General features: G+C 66.9%; 16 protein-coding genes and 1 other RNA gene. 4 read left to right on the forward strand and 13 right to left on the reverse strand.

Features of this window, described 5'->3' with window-relative positions:
* Positions 1 to 2: 2 nt before the first annotated feature.
* From EF888_RS13240 to fabF, 5 genes are all read right to left on the reverse strand, one after another.
* The gene (locus EF888_RS13240; protein WP_109758145.1) at positions 3 to 713 is read right to left on the reverse strand and encodes a DUF2793 domain-containing protein; all 711 of its coding nucleotides are present in this window, start codon (positions 711 to 713) and stop codon (positions 3 to 5) included.
* A complete protein-coding gene (locus EF888_RS13245; protein ID WP_164721691.1) occupies positions 706 to 3,093 on the reverse strand; it encodes a baseplate megatron protein TIM-barrel domain-containing protein in 2,388 nt (795 codons plus the stop codon). The genes EF888_RS13240 and EF888_RS13245 overlap by 8 nt, the downstream gene beginning before the upstream one ends.
* On the reverse strand, positions 3,062 to 3,418 hold the full coding sequence (locus EF888_RS21865; protein ID WP_164721692.1) for a hypothetical protein: 357 nt from the start codon (positions 3,416 to 3,418) through the stop codon (positions 3,062 to 3,064). Before EF888_RS21865 ends, EF888_RS13245 begins: the two co-directional genes overlap by 32 nt.
* Positions 3,419 to 3,721: 303 nt before the next feature.
* A complete protein-coding gene (gene mltG / locus EF888_RS13250; RefSeq protein ID WP_109758143.1) occupies positions 3,722 to 4,915 on the reverse strand; it encodes an endolytic transglycosylase MltG in 1,194 nt (397 codons plus the stop codon).
* Positions 4,915 to 6,177: a beta-ketoacyl-ACP synthase II gene (gene fabF / locus EF888_RS13255; RefSeq protein WP_109758523.1), complete on the reverse strand. Its 1,263-nt coding sequence runs from the start codon at positions 6,175 to 6,177 to the stop codon at positions 4,915 to 4,917. The genes mltG and fabF overlap by 1 nt, the downstream gene beginning before the upstream one ends.
* Positions 6,178 to 6,285: 108 nt before the next feature.
* Between fabF and EF888_RS13260 the strand changes: the two genes are divergently transcribed.
* Positions 6,286 to 7,182, forward strand: coding sequence for a PilZ domain-containing protein (locus EF888_RS13260; RefSeq protein WP_109758142.1), 897 nt, complete (start codon positions 6,286 to 6,288; stop codon positions 7,180 to 7,182).
* Here EF888_RS13260 and EF888_RS13265 read toward each other — a convergent pair.
* The 6 genes from EF888_RS13265 to EF888_RS13290 form a co-directional block, all read right to left on the reverse strand.
* On the reverse strand, positions 7,179 to 8,111 hold the full coding sequence (locus EF888_RS13265) for an arginase family protein (RefSeq protein WP_109758141.1): 933 nt from the start codon (positions 8,109 to 8,111) through the stop codon (positions 7,179 to 7,181). The two genes, EF888_RS13260 and EF888_RS13265, sit on opposite strands and share 4 nt — an antisense overlap.
* A 109-nt stretch (positions 8,112 to 8,220) precedes the next feature.
* Entirely contained in the window at positions 8,221 to 8,454 is a 234-nt protein-coding gene (locus EF888_RS13270) for an acyl carrier protein (RefSeq protein ID WP_109758140.1), read from the reverse strand.
* Positions 8,455 to 8,611: 157 nt separating this feature from the next.
* Positions 8,612 to 9,349, reverse strand: a complete 738-nt coding sequence (gene fabG / locus EF888_RS13275; protein WP_109758139.1) for a 3-oxoacyl-[acyl-carrier-protein] reductase — start codon at positions 9,347 to 9,349, stop codon at positions 8,612 to 8,614.
* Between the two features lie 16 nt (positions 9,350 to 9,365).
* Positions 9,366 to 10,310, reverse strand: a complete 945-nt coding sequence (gene fabD / locus EF888_RS13280; RefSeq protein ID WP_109758138.1) for an ACP S-malonyltransferase — start codon at positions 10,308 to 10,310, stop codon at positions 9,366 to 9,368.
* A 174-nt stretch (positions 10,311 to 10,484) separates the two neighbouring features.
* Positions 10,485 to 11,474: an MDR family oxidoreductase gene (locus EF888_RS13285; RefSeq protein ID WP_109758137.1), complete on the reverse strand. Its 990-nt coding sequence runs from the start codon at positions 11,472 to 11,474 to the stop codon at positions 10,485 to 10,487.
* A 32-nt stretch (positions 11,475 to 11,506) separates the two neighbouring features.
* Positions 11,507 to 11,986, reverse strand: coding sequence for a DinB family protein (locus tag EF888_RS13290; protein ID WP_109758522.1), 480 nt, complete (start codon positions 11,984 to 11,986; stop codon positions 11,507 to 11,509).
* Positions 11,987 to 12,019: 33 nt separating this feature from the next.
* On the opposite strand from EF888_RS13290, the gene ssrA reads away from it, so the two are divergent.
* Positions 12,020 to 12,371: a transfer-messenger RNA gene (ssrA, locus tag EF888_RS13295) on the forward strand.
* A 35-nt stretch (positions 12,372 to 12,406) separates the two neighbouring features.
* On the opposite strand, the gene EF888_RS13300 is transcribed toward ssrA, so the two are convergent.
* On the reverse strand, positions 12,407 to 13,762 hold the full coding sequence (locus EF888_RS13300; protein WP_109758136.1) for a putative bifunctional diguanylate cyclase/phosphodiesterase: 1,356 nt from the start codon (positions 13,760 to 13,762) through the stop codon (positions 12,407 to 12,409).
* Between the two features lie 231 nt (positions 13,763 to 13,993).
* Here EF888_RS13300 and EF888_RS13305 point away from each other — a divergent pair, with 231 nt between their 5' ends.
* Complete coding sequence (locus EF888_RS13305; RefSeq protein WP_109758135.1) at positions 13,994 to 14,476, forward strand: SspB family protein; 483 nt, start codon at positions 13,994 to 13,996, stop codon at positions 14,474 to 14,476.
* A gap of 17 nt (positions 14,477 to 14,493) precedes the next feature.
* Positions 14,494 to 14,943, forward strand: coding sequence for a DUF2267 domain-containing protein (locus tag EF888_RS13310; RefSeq protein WP_338143031.1), 450 nt, complete (start codon positions 14,494 to 14,496; stop codon positions 14,941 to 14,943).
* Between the two features lie 4 nt (positions 14,944 to 14,947).
* Here EF888_RS13310 and EF888_RS13315 read toward each other — a convergent pair whose 3' ends face one another.
* Positions 14,948 to 16,729, reverse strand: coding sequence for an SLC13 family permease (locus tag EF888_RS13315; protein WP_109758133.1), 1,782 nt, complete (start codon positions 16,727 to 16,729; stop codon positions 14,948 to 14,950).
* Positions 16,730 to 16,757 lie beyond the last annotated feature (28 nt).

The raw sequence follows: 16,757 nt of genomic DNA on the forward strand, positions 1-16,757 counted from the left end.
GTTCAGGCGCGGGGAAGGCTCAACTCCGCCAAGTGGATGGCCAGTCGGATGACGCCTGTCCCCGCGAATGCGCCCCCCGTGGGGGTGAGGACAAGGTCCGTATCGGCGTAGTACGCAAGGGGAGAGCCGGTCAGTCCTCGTGCCCACGAGCCCTGAGCCGTTCCGATCCCCGAGCCGTAGCGCGTCGGGGACCCCGAAACGCCGATGTCCAGTGAAGACGCGCCCCCAAGTGTCGAGACGACACGCGCCGTCACGCCATACACCGTGGTGCCGCCGGGCAAGGCGGCCGTCACCGTCGAAGTGACGCCGGCGCTTATGGCGTGGTCGATCTCGACGACGCGGTGAACGAAACCTGCGCCGTGCGCGGACAGAGCCCCCGCCCCTTCGATCCATGCCCTACCGTCGAAGACGATGCGGGTTCCGGCGTCCTCTGACCATCCCTGCCAGCCGGACGCGGGCGTGATGAAGGCCCAGCCTCCGTTCAGAAAAAGCGCGATCTGTCCGTCTCGTCCGGCCCAGGCACCAGTTGCCACCTCGCCGACACCATAGACGTCGCCCTCGGCGGGCGACACGGGCGGGACGACGATATCGACCCCGACCATCGAAAGCTGGACCAGCGCATCGAGACGCGCGAGACCCTCGTTCACGGTCACATGTTTCTGTGCTTGTGCCGGCGCCAGGACCGGCAACCCAAGTCGAATCGTCTCAGTCATTGATGTTGATCCTTGCTTCAAGTCCCGGTCCGTAAAGGTCCGACAGTTGCGCTACCCTCACGTCGTAGGGTCCCGTGACGCCGTCAGCGACGCGCTCCGCCGCGGCATAAGTGAAGACAGGCGCGCTTGTCGCATTGGCCCTGCGAAGCGTTCCCGCGCTCCAGACCTCGACCCGGTAGCGCTCGCTCGCCTCGCCGAGGGGGACCTCGGCCAGCGTCCAGCTGTCCCCGTCAATCCGTGGCTGGCGTATCCAGGAGAAATGGTGGGCCCCTGCTCCATCGACAGCCAATCTCAAATGAACCGGCGCGAAGGGACGCAACGCGACACCACGCGCCATATGCGTGAAGCCGATGTAGGACGGGTGATCTACCGGCTTCGTCGCGGGCCCCACCCGATAGTGCCGCTCGAGTCTGCGCGCCTCAGACGGCAAGACAACCTGTCGCAAGGCGGCGTCCAGAACGACGACCGTCGATCCCGCAGGCCAGATTTCGGGCATGATCCCCTCCGTACCGCGCAACCCCCGCATCCGATGCGACAGCGCCCAAGTCTCGGGCGCCGTAAGCTTCGCATCGCGGAACTGGAAGACCTCCCGGTCTAGGCTATCGGAGGACCCGATCACGCCCACGTTGCCACCTGCGAACAGCGACATGTCGTCGACCGACGCCAGGGTGCCGTAGGCCAGCCGCACGTACAGATCGGGACCCCTGTCCCACAGCCCGACCCGAGCCGCCGGAAGATCATTCAGCGTCACACCCATGACAGCGCGACGTGAGAGACTGGTCTCGAAACTCCAGCGCTCCCCGTCGATGGATGAATAGACGGCCACCTCGCCCGGCCAGGGTTCGGAGACCGCCGCGATCCATGGCGCGTCAGGCACCGCCTCCGGCCGCAGGATCGGAAGGTCCATCATTTCCGCCCAGACCGGCAGCGGCGGAACATGCGGCTGCGTCATGACGAAGGTATCCGTCCCGACGAAGGGACGATAGAGACCCCGCTCCACACGTACCGCTTCGACCCGTCGCGCGCCCGCCTCCTCGAGACGGTCCACGCGATAATCGGCACCCTCCACCGTGACCACATCGCCCGCCCTCACACCCGAAGACGGCGGCAACGAGAATGTCGCGCCCTCGCGCGCAACCCGCGCCTCGGCAAGCCAGCGGTCGACGACGGATCGGGCTTTCCCTCCTGTCAGGACGAGAGGCAACTCGCTCTGCGCTATGCCCGTCGTGACCTCGTCAGGAAAGATTCCCTCCGTCGCGCGGGCCTCGTAATTCCCATCGGCCTCGACGTAGGTCAGTCGCACACGCCCCGAGACTTCGGCATCGGCCAGACGTGTCCGCGACAGAACCGGTTCCCCCTCGTCGCGCGCGAAAAGCGCCGTTTCGAGGGTCTCGCCGACGAGTCCGTCGCGCGTCCGGAAAACGACCTGCCCCTCGCGTTCGACCGCATCCACACCATGTGCCAGAAGAAGCGGCTGCAAGGCCTCCCGCGCCGAAGCACCGCCCTCGACCGCATAGCCCCGGACAAGGCCCCGGACGTCCGAGACGTCGATGTCGTCGATGCCCTGCGACGCACAGATGCTGCGGATGACACCGTTAAGCGTCCGCGAGGCCACCCGACCATTCAGCCAGTGCCCGCGCGCATAGTTCTCGCCATCGCCCCAGACGTCGGCATCGGCAGGAAACCAGGGATAGGGTCGCGCATCCCAAGCCCAAACGAACATGCGTCCCGTGTCGATCATCTGCGCGCCATAGACGTCCGAGACGGGGTTGTTTCCGGCGTCGGACCAAAACTCCGACACCGCACGCAGGTATTGCATCTGGATCAGGTCGTCGCGTGCGCCTGTCGAATGCTTCGGCAACGACGACTCCGACGACTTCGGGTCGAGAAAACGGTTCGGCTCGTTCGTCCCCTTGTCGACGGCGGCACAGCCCAATTCGTCAAGCCAGGCCGCGTCGAACTGGGGCCCCCGCAGCCCTTCGTAATCATGCGCCGAGAACAGCTTCGCCTCGGCCCCGTTCGGCCACACCAACCGCCGCCGCCCGGATTCCCAAACCGGCGTCCGGTCCGGCGGCGTGCAGGCCAGGATCCCGCTCTCGCCGAAGACCATCACGTCGCGCGCCTGGTCGAAGGTCTCGCCCACCAGCGCCACACGCCGCGCCCGTCCCTCGTCCGTCGGCCCCGATCCCTCGACCATCGAGCGGACCCATTCGGCCCCCGCCCGCGTCTTTCCGGCACCGCGCCCGCCAAGGACCACCCAGGTCTTCCACTGGCCCGCATCTTCGGGCGGCAACTGGTGCGGAAGCGCCCAGAAGTCGAACAGATACGGCAGCGCGCGCAGCGCCTGGTCAGAAAGACCCTCCAGGAATTCCCTCTGCATCTCTCGCGGTGCGGATGCGATCGAGAGAGCGCCCGATCTCAACCCGAAGCCGGTCGAAGTCGATAGGGGCGGACGCGATAAGTCCTCTCGCTTCAAGGACATGCTTTTCATGTTTCTTCACCTCGTCTATCAGTTCGTTCCGCGCCTTCGAATAGACGAGAAGCGCACTCTTCATCTCGGCCAGCGAGGCCTTGTCGGCGGTCTTCGCCGTCTCCGTCGCAGCGTCCTGGAACACGTCGAGCATGTCGTTGACCACGGACTCGCTTAAGAGCAGCAGCCTGCGCGACTTGAAGGTTCCGGCGAGAATGGCTGGATCGTCTGTCATCCACGCTCCCATGGTATGGAAAAGAAAAACGCGGCACCGGGACTTACCCCGAACCGCGCTGCCACGTCTCCTAGCTTGCCTGAAGGTGTACCCCGGACCGCCCTGAAGGTCAAGCCTTAAGTTGTTGATAGAATTGGATAATACCGTACGATGCGATTAACGAATGGTTACCGCGGCGACTTTCCGAGCGTCTTCAACGCCCTCCAAACGAAAACTCACGCAACAGCCGGCCGGACCGGGCCAATGCCCCTGCCGTCGAGCAGATCCTACCCCGCCCAATTCCGTCCAACAGAAAGGGAATCGCTACTGGTTTTCCGGCGCCGTCTCAGCGGCAGCCTCAGCCGCCGCCGCACGTTCTGCCTCGATCTCTCGCCACCGCGCGACGTTGGCGTTGTGCTCTTCCAGCGTAACCGCGAAGGCGTGGCCTCCGGTGCCGTCCGCAACGAAGAACACATACTCCGACTCCGCCGGCGCCAGCGCCGCCTTGATCGAGTCCTCGCCCGGATTGGCGATCGGAGTCGGCGGCAGCCCCTCGATGACGTAGGTGTTGTATGGCGTCTCCGCCCGAAGCTCGCTCTGCCGGATACCCCGCCCCAGGACGCCCTGCCCCTTGGTGATGCCGTAGATCACCGTCGGGTCGGTCTGAAGCCTGATCCCGTCCCGCAGCCGGTTCGCGAAGACGCTCGCGACAAGGTAGCGCTCGTCCGGCAGCCCCGTCTCCTTCTCGATGATCGAGGCGAGGATCAGCGCCTCCTCCTTCGTCTCGACCGGGGCATCCTCGCTCCGCGCTTCCCAGGCCGCATCCAGACGCGCGGTCTGAATCGCCTCGAGGTTATCCAGGAACGCGCCCCGGTCCTGACCAGGACGGATCTCGTAGGACCCCGGCGCAAGCGCGCCCTCGGCAGGCACCTCGGTCAGGTCGCCCGCGAAGAGGTCGGACGCCTTCAGCGCCTCGGCCACCTGCCAGCTCGTGACGCCCTCGGTCACGACGACCTCAAAGCCCGTCGCCACGTCGTCCAGCGCCTCCAGGTATTCCGCAGGCGGTGTTTCGACCGCCTTCGGATCGAACTCCGCCGCCACCACGAATTGCTGCGTGTCCTTGTCCAGCTCGCGCACCCGCATCAACTGGCCGCCCACCTGCACGAGGTAACGCACCTGAGTCCCGCAGGTCGACACGCCCGTGCCCGTCAGCACACCGACGATCTCCTGCATCGACGCACCGGGCTCGACAAGGAAAGAGCCCGCTTTCAACGCGGGCGAGCGCTCCGAGTAATCGGACCCCAGCCGGAAGATCGTCGCGTTCGAGATCGCACCCTGCGCCTCAAGCCCCTCGGCCACCTTCGCAATGGACCCGCCCCGCGGCACCTGCACGCAGATCGTTTCCTCCAGCGGCCCCTCCGCGACGTACTCCCGCTGTCCCCAGGCAATCACGCCCGCAATCGCGATCAGGGCCACGATCAGGATCGTCAACATGTTCGAGGCGAAAGAGCGCCACATCAGAGGTCGACCCGTCCCATCACGAGGCTCGCGTTCGTGCCCCCGAACCCGAAGGAATTTGACAGCGCCACGTCGATCTTGCGCTCGCGCTTGGCGTTCGGCGCAAGGTCGAGCTTCGGCTCGACGGCAGGATTGTCGAGGTTGATGGTCGGCGGCGCAACCTGATCGCGCAAGGCGAGGATGCAGAAGATCGCTTCCACCGCGCCCGCCGCCCCCAGAAGGTGACCGATCGACGACTTGGTGGACGACATCGTCGCACCCGCCGCCGCATCGCCCATGACCCGCTCAACTGCGCCCAACTCGATGGTGTCCGCCATCGTCGAGGTGCCGTGCGCGTTGATGTAATCGATATCGGCCCCGGTCAGTCCCGCCGATTTCAGCGCGGCTCGCATAGCCCGCTCGCCACCCTCTCCGTCCTCGGACGGCGCGGTGATGTGATAGGCGTCACCCGACAGCCCATACCCCAGGATCTCGGCATAGATGTGCGCGCCCCGCGCCTTGGCGTGCTCGTACTCCTCCAGCACCACGACGCCCGCCCCCTCGCCCATGACGAAACCGTCGCGGTCGGCGTCATAGGGACGCGAGGCCTTCTCCGGATCGTTGCCGCGCTTGGTCGACAGCGCCTTGCAGGCATTGAACCCGGCGATCCCGATCTCGCAGATCGGACTTTCCGCCCCTCCCGCCACCATGATGTCCGCGTCACCCAGCATGATAAGACGCGACGCATCCCCGATGGCGTGAGCCCCGGTGGAACAGGCCGTGACAACGGCATGGTTCGGCCCCTTGAACCCGAAGCGGATCGACACCTGCCCCGACACGAGGTTGATGAGAGCGCCCGGAATGAAGAAGGGCGACACCCGCCTCGGCCCGCGCTCCTTCAAAAGCACGGCCGTCTCGGCGATGGACTGAAGCCCACCGATGCCCGACCCGATCATGACGCCCGTGCGCAGCTTTTCCTCGTCGGACAAATCGCCGATGCCCGCGTCCCGCACCGCCTGCTCGGCGGCGGCCATGCCGTAGAGGATGAAATCGTCGACCTTGCGCTGTTCCTTGGGCTCCATCCAGTCGTCGGGGTTGAACGTCCCGTCCGACCCGTCTCCGCGAGGCACCTCGCAGGCATAGGTGGTCGCCAGATGGCTAGCATCGAACCGCGTAATCGTCCCCGCCGCGGACTCTCCCGCCAGAAGGCGGCGCCATGTCTCTTCGACCCCGCAGGCGAGAGGAGAAACGATCCCAAGTCCCGTGACGACGACCCGACGCATGCCCATATCCTCAACGCCATTTTTCATTGTCGAAAGACATACACGCCAGCATCGCACGGCGCAATCTGACGCGGCACGCCTTTGCCGTTAACCCGCGCGCAAACCCTCATGGCCTATGATCGGCACGCCCCGCGCGCAGCAGTGCTGAACATGTTCCCTCGGATCCTCGCCCTCCTCGCCTTGCTCTTCACGGAGCCCGCCACCGCCGGGACGGGGTGCGAGGCTGCGACCTCGCTCGCTCGCATCCACGACCGTTATCACGCCATCGTCGTGGATGATCCAAACCTCGCCGCCCGCTCCGCCGCTCAGCTTCTGGCGGCGCTGCCGGGCACTTCGGCCATCGCCCTCGCAGCGCGTCTTCCCCCGGAAACCGACCTCGACGTGGAACGGCTCGACCGCATCCTCGCAGCCGCGCACAGCCTCTCGCGCGACTTCGTCACAGGGCATCCCGCGTCGATGGCCGCGCGCGCGCCCCGCCGCGACAACGTCGCCTGGCTCGCGCGCGCCGTCCGCGCGACAGGCTGCGTGCCACGCTTCGAGACCGCAGGGCCGGAGGAGGAAGAGGGCGCTCAAGGAGGTCTTGCCTCGACCGGCCACACCGGCAACGCCGCCGTATCACGAGCCACGAACCTCTGGCCGCTGCTCTCGGCCACCGGGATCGCGGCCCTCGCCGTCCTCGTGTATATCGTGCGCACGTCGCGTCCCTACCGCATCGCCGAAGTCGAGCGTCTGCCGCGTCACTTCACGACCATCGCCATCGACGTCGCTTACGAGACGCCGGCGCGCGGACCGCAATCGATCCGGCTCACAGCCCTCGACATCTCGTCGGGGGGCATGAAACTGGCTTGGGAAAATGCGCCGCCACGCGGCACGGCGTTGTCGGTCCGGCTGCCGCAGGGCGAACGCGCCGCGTCGATCGTCTGGTCCAGTGCCTGGTACGCCGGCATCATGTTCGACCAGCACATCCCGCAGGATGAACTCGCACCACTGATTTCAGCCGTCTAGCGCTGCCGGGCCAGGATCCCCAGGGTCGCGATGACGATCTGCGCCGCCGTCGCCGCCCCCATCCCGTCGATGTCGCGCGGGGCCATGAACTCGGTGAAGACCACGCCTGCGATCCGCGCCTTCGACGCCACCCCCGCCAGCAGCTCGAGCGCCTGCCAATAGCGCAGACCGCCAGCTGTCCGCGCGATGACGGCCGGCATGATGGACGGATCCAGCGCGTCGAAGTCGAAGCAGACCACCACATCGGCCCCATCGGGCACCAGGTCGACCGCACGACCGACGCCGTCGCGGGCCACCTCTCCGCCCGGAACGAAGCCTACGCCCCAGTCCGTCGCCGCCCGCACGTCCTGCGGCCGTGCCGACCCAAGACCCCGCTGGCCAACCTGCACGATGCTTGCGACATGCGACATCTCCGAGGCGCGGCGCATCACCGACGACAGCCCCATCCGCTCGCCCTGCACCTCGTCGCGCCAGTCGATATGCGCGTCGACCTGAAGGAGGGTGAAGGCGCCCCGCCCGGCATAGGCCTCGAGCACCGGGATCGTCACCGAGTCGTCACCGCCCAGGATCACGGGCAACCCGTCCTTGCCGAGGATCTGCTCCACCGCTCCGAACAGCCGCGCCCGGTTTCCCGACGCATCGTCGGGATCCTGCGGCAGGTCGCCCGCGTCCGAGACATGCCCGTCCGGCCAGCCGATGCCGCCCAGGTCGAAATGGTGGTGCGACAGGTTCGCCGCATAATCCGCGGCACCCGCCCGGATCGCCGCGGCCCCGCCCGCGCAATAGGCCCCGGCCGAGGCATAGGGCGTCGCGCAGTCCGCGCCCAGGATCGCGACCCTCGACGCCAGCCGCGACAGGTCGCGGCAGCGCGGCACGCCCATGAAGGTTTCGGTATCTCCCGCGCCGAACATCTGCCCGAGGCTCGCCATCTCGTCTCTCCCGCCAGTGCTCATTCGGAACCTAGAGCCGAAGAGCGTCCCCGAAAAGAAAAACGGCGCCCCAGGGGCGCCGTCCCGGCAAACTGCACCCGGTCGGGTGTCAGGCAGCTTCCTTGATGAACTTCACGGCATCGCCGAAGGTCTGGATGGTTTCGGCGGCGTCGTCGGGGATCTCGATCCCGAACTCTTCCTCGAAGGCCATGACCAGCTCAACGGTATCCAGGCTGTCGGCGCCCAGGTCGTCGATGAACGAGGCGTTTTCGGTGACCTTGTCTTCCTCTACGCCCAGGTGCTCGACGACGATCTTGCGCGTCCGCTCTTCGATGTCGCTCATGTCAATTCCTCACGTTACCTCGGGTCCGCCCCGTTTCTTCTATTCTCGCCACGAAGGCGCAAAAACAGCCGGGACGCCACGTCCCGGCCGGGATGAGCCGCCGCGTATACCATCCACGTTCGAAACGCAAACGGTATCGGAGGCCCCCGGTTCCACCTCAGATCATGGCCATTCCGCCATTCACATGCAACGTCGTTCCGGTGACATAGGCCGCCTCCGGGGACGCCAGATAGAGCACCGCAGCGGCGATCTCGCCCGGCTCCCCCATGCGTCCTGCGGGCACCTGCGAGAGGATCGCGGACTTCTGGTCGTCGGTCAGCTTGTCGGTCATCGCGGTGGTGATGAAACCCGGCGCCACACAGTTGACCGTGATCCCGCGGCTCGCCACCTCGTAGGCCAGCGACTTCGACATGCCGACCAGCCCCGCCTTCGACGCCGCATAGTTCGCCTGCCCCGGATTGCCGGTCGTGCCCACGATGGACGACACGTTGACGATCCGGCCCCACCGGGCCTTCATCATGCCGCGCATGACGGCGCGCGACAGCACCATGGCGCTGCGCAGGTTCACCTGGATCACGTCGTCCCACTCGGCGTCAGACATCCGCATGAAAAGGTTGTCGCGCGTGATGCCGGCGTTGTTCACGAGGATATCGACAGCGCCCATGGCCTCGGCCGCCTGCTTCGGCAACTCCGCCACCGCCGCCTGGTCCGACAGGTTGCACGGCACGACATGCGCCCGCTCGCCCAACTCGCCCGCCAGAGCGTCCAGCGGCTCGACCCGTGTGCCGGAAAGGGCCACCGCCGCCCCCGCATCGTGCAGGACGCGCGCGATTGCCGCCCCGATCCCGCCCGAAGCGCCCGTCACCAGCGCCGACTTGCCTGTCAGATCGAACATCGCCTTCCCTTCCTGTCTACGCCGACGCCAGCGACGCCGCCGCCTCGGCCGCCTCGGAGGCGGTGCCGACGGTCCGCGTCTCGGCGTCCTTCGCGATGCGCCGGATCATGCCCGTCAACGCTTTGCCCGCGCCCAGTTCCCAGAAGGTCGTGACGCCCTGTCCGACCATCCATTCGACACTGGTCCGCCACCGCACCCGGCCCGACACCTGATCGACCAGAAGCGAGCGGATGAGGTGAGGAGCGGACACGCCAGCCGCCAGCACGTTCGCCACGACCGGCACGCTCGGCTCTGCGATCTCGACGTCGTCGAGGGCCCGCGCCATCACTGATGCCGCAGGCGTCATCAGCGCACAGTGGAACGGCGCCGACACGGGCAGCATGAGAGCGCGCTTCGCACCGGCGGCCTTGGCAAGCTCCACCGCCCGCTCGACGGCGGCCTTGTTGCCCGAAATCACGCTCTGGAGCGGATCGTTCTCGTTCGCGACCTGGCAAACCTCGCCCTGGGTCGCCTCCTGCGCCACCTTGGCGACGGCCTCGAAAGGCAGCCCCAGGATCGCGGCCATGGCGCCCTCGCCCACGGGAACGGCGCTTTGCATGGCCTGCCCGCGTGTCCTTAGAAGCCGTGCCGTGTCCGCGACGCCCAGGGCGCCTGCCGCGCAAAGAGCCGAGTACTCGCCAAGCGAATGCCCCGCCACGAAGGCCGCCCGCGTCACCTCGATCCCTTCGGCTTCGAGCGCGCGCACCGCTGCCATCGAAGTAGCCATAAGCGCCGGCTGAGCGTTCTGCGTCAGCGTCAGGACCTCCTGATCGCCCTCCCAGATCAGGGTTGAGAGCTTTTCGCCCAAGGCCTCGTCGACTTCGTCGAAGACCGCGCGGGCGGCGGGATAGGCCTCGGCCAGATCGCGGCCCATGCCGATCGTCTGCGCCCCTTGTCCCGGAAATACGAATGCCAGGCTCATGGCGGCCCTCCCCTGTTTCCTTAAGGGTCTATTGGCGCCTCAGCCCTGCCGCAAGCCCGGAATGTCCCGGCCGTTCGGCGATGAAAACGGGGAAAGGGGCACTTCGGCACCGCCCTTTCGAGGCGCCGTCTCTGTCGTCTGCAGGCTATGCGTGACGATAAGGGGGACAAGGCGTCAGGCCCGAACCTCGACGACGACGCGCCCTCTGACCTGACCGTTCAGGATCTCGGCCCCGAGCCGGGGAAGGTCCTCGAGCGTGGCGGGAACGATCATCCCGTCGAGCTTGTCCATCGGCAGGTCGCGGGCGATCCGGCCCCAGGCCCGCACCCTGTCCTCGTAGGGCCGCATCACGCTGTCGATGCCCAGCAGGTTCACCCCCCGCAGCAGAAACGGCACGACCGTCGCGGGCAGCGACGCGCCGCCCGCAAGACCGACGGCGGCGACCGAGGCGCCGTACTTCATCTGACCAAGCACGCGCGCCAGCATCGCGCCGCCCACGGCGTCGACGCAGCCCGCCCAGGTCTCGGTCTCGAGAGGCCGCTTCACCGTCTCGGCCAGGTCGCCCCGCGCCACGATCCGGGACGCGCCCAGGGATTTCAGGTACTCCTCCGTCTCGGGCCGCCCCGTCACCGCCGCAACCTCGTATCCGAGGTTCGACAGGATCGCCGTCGCAACGGATCCGACGCCGCCCGCAGCCCCCGTGACCAGCACTTCGCCCTTCTCGGGAGAAAGACCGTGGTCTTCGAGAGCCATCACCGCCAGCATCGCCGTGAAGCCCGCCGTGCCCACCGCCATTGCGGTCCGCGTCGACAGCCCCTCCGGCAAGGGCACCAGCCAGTCGGCCTTCACCCGCGCCTTTTCGGCGTACCCGCCCCAGCGCGCCTCGCCCACGCGCCATCCGGTCAGGATGACCTCGTCGCCGACGGCATAGCGCGGATCCTCCGAGGCTTCGACCCGGCCCGCGAAGTCGATGCCGGGGACGTGCGGCCAGCTTCGCACAAGCCCGCCGCCCGAGCCGAGACACAGCCCGTCCTTGTAGTTGACCGTGGAGTATTCGACCGCGACCGTCACGTCGCCCTCGGGCAGCCGGTCTTCCGACATTTCCTGCACCGAAGCGCTCGTCTCGCCCGCCTCTGTCTTCTCGACCACCAGTGCCTTGAACATCGTCGCTTACTCCCTCTCGGCGTCCTCCGGGCCTACACGCCGTCCGGCATGATGAAAAGGTCGGTGTCGTCCGGGCGCGCACCAGCCGCCGTCAACATGGCGTGGACCTGTCCGCGATGGTGGGTCTGGTGATTGAAGAAATGCACCACGCAAAGCGCCATGGGCCGCTTCATCTCGGACTTCGATATTCCCGAATACCATGTCAGGTCGCCCGCCAGTCGCTCGGCGTCGAGCCCCTCCGCCCAGTCGAGGATGCGCCCGTCCGCCTCCGCACGCCGCGCCGCCAGATCGGCCCAGTCGGCAATCCAGCGCGGGCTGTCGGTGTGGGGCACGTCGGGTTTCTCCCACCCGTCGAAACGGCTCATCCACGTCGTGTCGCCCCAGAGAAGATGCGACAGCGTGCCGTGGATCGATCCGAAGAACGCACCACGATCCTCGCGCCGCGCCGCGTCCGAAAGCCCCTCGGCGGCACCGTAGAGGGAACGGTTCTGCCACCTGTTGTAGCGCGCCATCCGGGACGCAAAAGCCGGATCGATCACAAGGAAACCCTTTCCTAACGCCTCTCGTGCCCTTATATGTTCCGTGTTCCGGCAACGGAACTATGGACATAAACGCGCCCGTAATAAGCGGATCGGACCCGGGGGCGGTACCCGGCGGCTCCACCAAACATCCCGATTGGGGGATCCTGGGGCCGAAACAGGATCGACGGACGTCTAAAGGGGTATGCTTTGTCCCGGTGAGGTACCACCGTTATCGGTCCAAATCGCATAGTTGCCAATACCAACCGTGCTCCGGTCGCGCTCGCTGCTTAAGCAGTGCGCAACACCGAAACTTAAGTCCTTGCGCTTAGCGGCGTAAGGCGGGGCCTGACGGAGCCTGGCAACAGAATCCGTCGCTTTTCCTCAATTTCCCAATATCTTCCGCGGCGAACCTCACCCCGCGTCCTGTCGCGCCACATGTCGCGCGCGCCGATCCCGGGCAAAGCGCGCGAACCGGTCGGCCGGAAGCGCGGCCGACCAGAGAAACCCCTGCCCGATGCCCACGCCCAGTTCGATCAGCCGCCAGCGGTGCGCTTCGGTCTCGACGCCCTCCGCCACGATCCGGAGGCCCAGTCCCCGGCCGAGCGCCACGATGGCCGCCACGATGGCCGCGTCCGGCCGGCTGTCGCCCAACCCGGTCACGAAGCTCTTGTCGATCTTGATCTCGTTTACCGGCAGGCTCTTCAGGTGCGACAGCGACGCGTGCCCGGTCCCGAAATCGTCGAGAGAGATGTCGTAGCCCATCTTCCTCAGCCGCGCGATCAGCTTCGACGCCTGGTCGGTGCCCCGCCCGACCACGCAGCCCTCCGTGACCTCGAGAACGATATCCCGCCGTCCCAGCCCAAGATGGGCCATCGCCTCCATCCGGTCGATCAGCCGTTCGGGCGATTTCAGGTCGACGGCGTGCAGGTTGACCGATACCGGCCCCGGATCGGTCCCCTCGCGCCGCCAGAACGACACGTCCGCCGCGACGCGCTGGAAGACCCGTTCCGAAATCGCGGGCGCCAGGCCCCGTTCCGCGGCCACACCCAGGAAGAGGTCGGGGCCAAGCCTGCCGCGCGTCGGATGCTCCCACCGGATCAGCGCCTCGGACCCCGCGAGCGCGCCGTCCATCAAGCCGATCTTCGGCTGGTACTCGACGCGAAACTCGTCGCGGTCCAGCGCGTCGCGCAACTCGGCCGCCATCCGCTCCTCGTCCTCGATCCTCTGGGCCAGGTCGGGATCGTAGGCGACGAAGGTGCCGCGGCCGTCTTCCTTGGCGGCGTTGAGGCTGATGTCCGCGGTCAGAAGAAGCTCCTGCCCCGTCAGCGCCTGTTCCGGATACTCCGCGCCGCCGACCGACGTGCCAGGATACAGAAGCTGGCCCATCACCTCGGTCGGCGTGTTGATCGCCGACAGAAGCCGGCCCGCCCACTTCTCGCCCGCGCCCTGGGACGCGACGCCCGGCATGACGACGGCGAACTCGTCCCCGCCCAGCCGAGCCACCATGTCGCCCGATCGCACCGCCCCCTGCAGACGCTGTGCGACAACCTTGATGAGCCCGTCCCCGACATGATGGCCAAAGCTGTCGTTGACGTTCTTGAAGCGGTCGAGGTCCAGCATGAACAGGGTGAAGGGCCGCCCGCCATGCCCCTGCGCCGTCAATTCGTCGAGTCGCGCCAGCAGCGCCTCGCGGTTCATCAGGCCGGTCAGCCCGTCCTCTTGCGCGAGGCGCCTGATCTCGTCGTTCGCGGCCGACAGTGCGTCCAAATTCGTCCTTGCCGATCAGCGCACGGGCAAGCGGCGACCTGACCACCGACGTCGACCGCAAGCTGGCCGCGTCCGGCTTGCGCAGGCTGTTTCGCAAGCTCATCCGCGGCTCCAACCTCGGGGTTCGGAACCGTCCTAGCCTCAATTCGCGACCAAAAGGTTTCCGGGCCCCGGTCACCTTCCCTTCAGAACCGAATCCTATATGCTTGCTCCAGCATGGACGGAGGCGGGATGTCCGCGACGATCGACTACGGAAACCTGATGCACCGCGCGATGCGGGGCCTCATCCAGCAGGTGCTAAACGACGTCGCCTTGAACGGACTTCCCGGGCAGCATCACTTCTTCATCACCTTCGATACCATGCACCCGGACGTCGAAATCGCCGACAGTCTTTCGGACCGATACCCCGAGGAAATGACGATCGTCATGCAGCACTGGTACCGCGACCTCGAGGTTACGGATGAAGGCTTTTCGGTCACGCTCAACTTCGGCGACCAGCCGGAACCGCTTTACATCCCCTACGACGCCATCCGCACCTTCGTGGACCCCTCCGTCGAATTCGGGCTGAGGTTCGAAACCCAGGAGGAGGCCGGGGAATATCCGCCGCCGACCCCGGTCGAGGACGGCGATCCGCCTCCGACGCGGCGCCGAAGCAAGCCCAAACCCAAGGGCGACGGCGAGGTCGTGAGCCTCGACAGCTTCCGCAAGACCTGAGCGGTGCGACCGTGCCGATGCCATGGACATACCGCCATGCCTCGCGGGAATTCAGGGCGTTCCTCGACGATGTGAAGGACGCGACGGGCCTCGTCTCGGACAATTCGGCCTACACCGCCGTGGACGGCGTGTTCCGCACCTTCCGCCGCCGCCTGACGGTCGAGGAGGCCATCGCCGTCGCGCAGGTGCTGCCGAGCGTTCCGCGTGCGATGTTCGTGCAGGACTGGGACCCTGCGGAAGCGCCCGTCGCCTTCACCGACCGCGCCTCCCTGACCCGCGAGGCGCAGGCGCTGCGGCCACACCACAACCTCACGCCCGACAACGCCATCGAGGCTACGGCGCGCGCCGTGTGGCGCGCCGTCGATCACCTGGCATTCGACCGAGTACTCGACCGCCTGCCCCACGACGCGCGCGCCTTCTGGACGGTCGATGCACCGCCCGAGGACCTGGCGCAGCGAATCCGGTGACGCGTCAGACGAAGAAGAACCAGATCGCCATGCACGACACGATGCCGACGATGACGTTCATCGGCACCCCGATCTTCAGGAAGTCCGCGAAGCGATAGTCTCCCGCGCCGTAGACCAGCGTGTTGGTCTGATAGCCGATCGGCGTCGCGAAGCTGGCGCTTGCCCCGAACATCACCGCGACGACCAGCGCGCGCGCATCGATCCCGACCACCTCGGCCAGCCCGATGGCCAGAGGCGTGAAGACGATTGCCACGGCGTTGTTCGTCACCAGTTCGGTCATCACCGAGGCGATGAAGTAGACGGCCATCAGCGCCACGAAGGGCGGCATCGTCTGCAAGACGGGCGCCACCCAGGCCACCACCTGCTCGACCGAGCCGGCATTCTCGAGACCGCGCCCGATGATGAGCATGGCGAAGATCAGCACGAGGATCGCGCCATCGATAGCGCCCCAGGCCTCGTCTGCGTCGACGCAGCGCAGCACAAGGATCGCCGCAACGGCCAGCAATGCCAGGACGGCGATGTCCATGACGCCGAAGGCGGCAAGCCCCACGACAGCGGCAATGGCGAGAAGGGCGATGGGCGCGCGCCCACGACGGAAGGCCCGCCCCGTGGGACGGTTCACGGCGACGAGGTCGGTCTCGTGAGACAGGGTCTCGATGGCTTGGGCGGGACCGTGGAGCAACAGCTTGTCGGCCGCGCGAAGTTTCACCGCTTCCAGTTCGACGCCTGGATTGTGGCCATGCCGGTGCGCGCCCAGAACCCGCATCCCGTAGCGCCGGCCGAGAGACATCTCGCGCAGCGTCTTGCCCATCACGGCCTTCTTGGGCGTCACGATGACTTCGACCGCCACCGCTTCGCCCTCGGCCGGATCGCCCCGGCGCAGGCCGGTGCGGAATTCGGGATCGTCGTTCAGCGTCAGAAGCTCGGACGTCGTGGCCTGGAGGATCAGGCGGTCGCCGCGCAGCAGCGGCACCTCGGTCAGGTCGCCCTTGATCGCCTCGCCCCGCCGCCTCAGACCCGTGACGCGGATCCCGCCCCGGTTCAGCGCCGCGACCTCGGCGACGGTCTTGCCCTCGTGCAGGTCGGTGCGCAGAAAGACCTCGGACAGGAACGTCGTCTCGCCAAGAAGACCGTCCGTGCTGGTCGACGTGCGGTCTGGCAGAAGCCACCGCCCAAGTGCCCCGAGGACGACCACGCCCGTGATGGCCGTCACGATACCCACGCCGGAGATTTCGAAGATGCCGAAGGCGTCCATGCCCCGCTCCCGCGCGACGCCGTCGACAAGGATGTTCGTCGAGGTCCCGATCAGCGTGCAGGTCCCTCCCAGGATGGCGAGGTAGGACAGCGGGATCAGCAGGCGGGTCGAGGCGATGCCCAGCGCCTGCCCCAGCCGGATGACCACGGGGATCAGCACCAGCACGACTGGCGTGTTGTTCACGAAGGCCGAGGACAGAAGCGTCACGCCTACGATGCCGACCAGAGCCACGACCGGCTGTTGCCTGGACCGTGCGATCACGGTGTCGGCGACAGCCTCCAGCACCCCCGTTCGCACCAGGGCGCCCGACAGGACGAACATCGCCGCAATGGTGATGGGGGCGGGGTTGGCGAAGACGGTCATCAGCTCCCGCTGATCGACGAAACCCAGAAGGACGAAGATGCCGGCGACCCCGGCCGCCGCTACCTCGGGCGGATAGATTTCGAGAATGAAGACGACGAGAAGAGTGAAGATGAGCCCCAGACCGATCAGGGACTGGTAGGACTCGAGGAAAGCCGAGAGTGTATCGATTTGGGCACCTGGCTGGACTGAGGGAAGG

This window comes from Silicimonas algicola (assembly GCF_003970735.1).
Taxonomy (GTDB): domain Bacteria; phylum Pseudomonadota; class Alphaproteobacteria; order Rhodobacterales; family Rhodobacteraceae; genus Silicimonas; species Silicimonas algicola.

Bases quoted from the DNA above. Each gene is read 5' to 3' on its own strand.
- EF888_RS13240 (WP_109758145.1), bottom strand. From the start codon at position 713: ATGACTGAGACGATTCGACTTGGGTTGCCGGTCCTGGCGCCGGCACAA.
- EF888_RS13245 (WP_164721691.1), bottom strand. From the start codon at position 3,093: ATGCAGAGGGAATTCCTGGAGGGTCTTTCTGACCAGGCGCTGCGCGCG.
- EF888_RS21865 (WP_164721692.1), bottom strand. From the start codon at position 3,418: ATGACAGACGATCCAGCCATTCTCGCCGGAACCTTCAAGTCGCGCAGG.
- mltG (WP_109758143.1), bottom strand. From the start codon at position 4,915: ATGTGGCGCTCTTTCGCCTCGAACATGTTGACGATCCTGATCGTGGCC.
- fabF (WP_109758523.1), bottom strand. From the start codon at position 6,177: ATGCGTCGGGTCGTCGTCACGGGACTTGGGATCGTTTCTCCTCTCGCC.
- EF888_RS13260 (WP_109758142.1), top strand. From the start codon at position 6,286: ATGGCCTATGATCGGCACGCCCCGCGCGCAGCAGTGCTGAACATGTTC.
- EF888_RS13265 (WP_109758141.1), bottom strand. From the start codon at position 8,111: ATGGCGAGCCTCGGGCAGATGTTCGGCGCGGGAGATACCGAAACCTTC.
- EF888_RS13270 (WP_109758140.1), bottom strand. From the start codon at position 8,454: ATGAGCGACATCGAAGAGCGGACGCGCAAGATCGTCGTCGAGCACCTG.
- fabG (WP_109758139.1), bottom strand. From the start codon at position 9,349: ATGTTCGATCTGACAGGCAAGTCGGCGCTGGTGACGGGCGCTTCGGGC.
- fabD (WP_109758138.1), bottom strand. From the start codon at position 10,310: ATGAGCCTGGCATTCGTATTTCCGGGACAAGGGGCGCAGACGATCGGC.
- EF888_RS13285 (WP_109758137.1), bottom strand. From the start codon at position 11,474: ATGTTCAAGGCACTGGTGGTCGAGAAGACAGAGGCGGGCGAGACGAGC.
- EF888_RS13290 (WP_109758522.1), bottom strand. From the start codon at position 11,986: ATGGCGCGCTACAACAGGTGGCAGAACCGTTCCCTCTACGGTGCCGCC.
- EF888_RS13305 (WP_109758135.1), top strand. From the start codon at position 13,994: ATGTCCGCGACGATCGACTACGGAAACCTGATGCACCGCGCGATGCGG.
- EF888_RS13310 (WP_338143031.1), top strand. From the start codon at position 14,494: ATGCCATGGACATACCGCCATGCCTCGCGGGAATTCAGGGCGTTCCTC.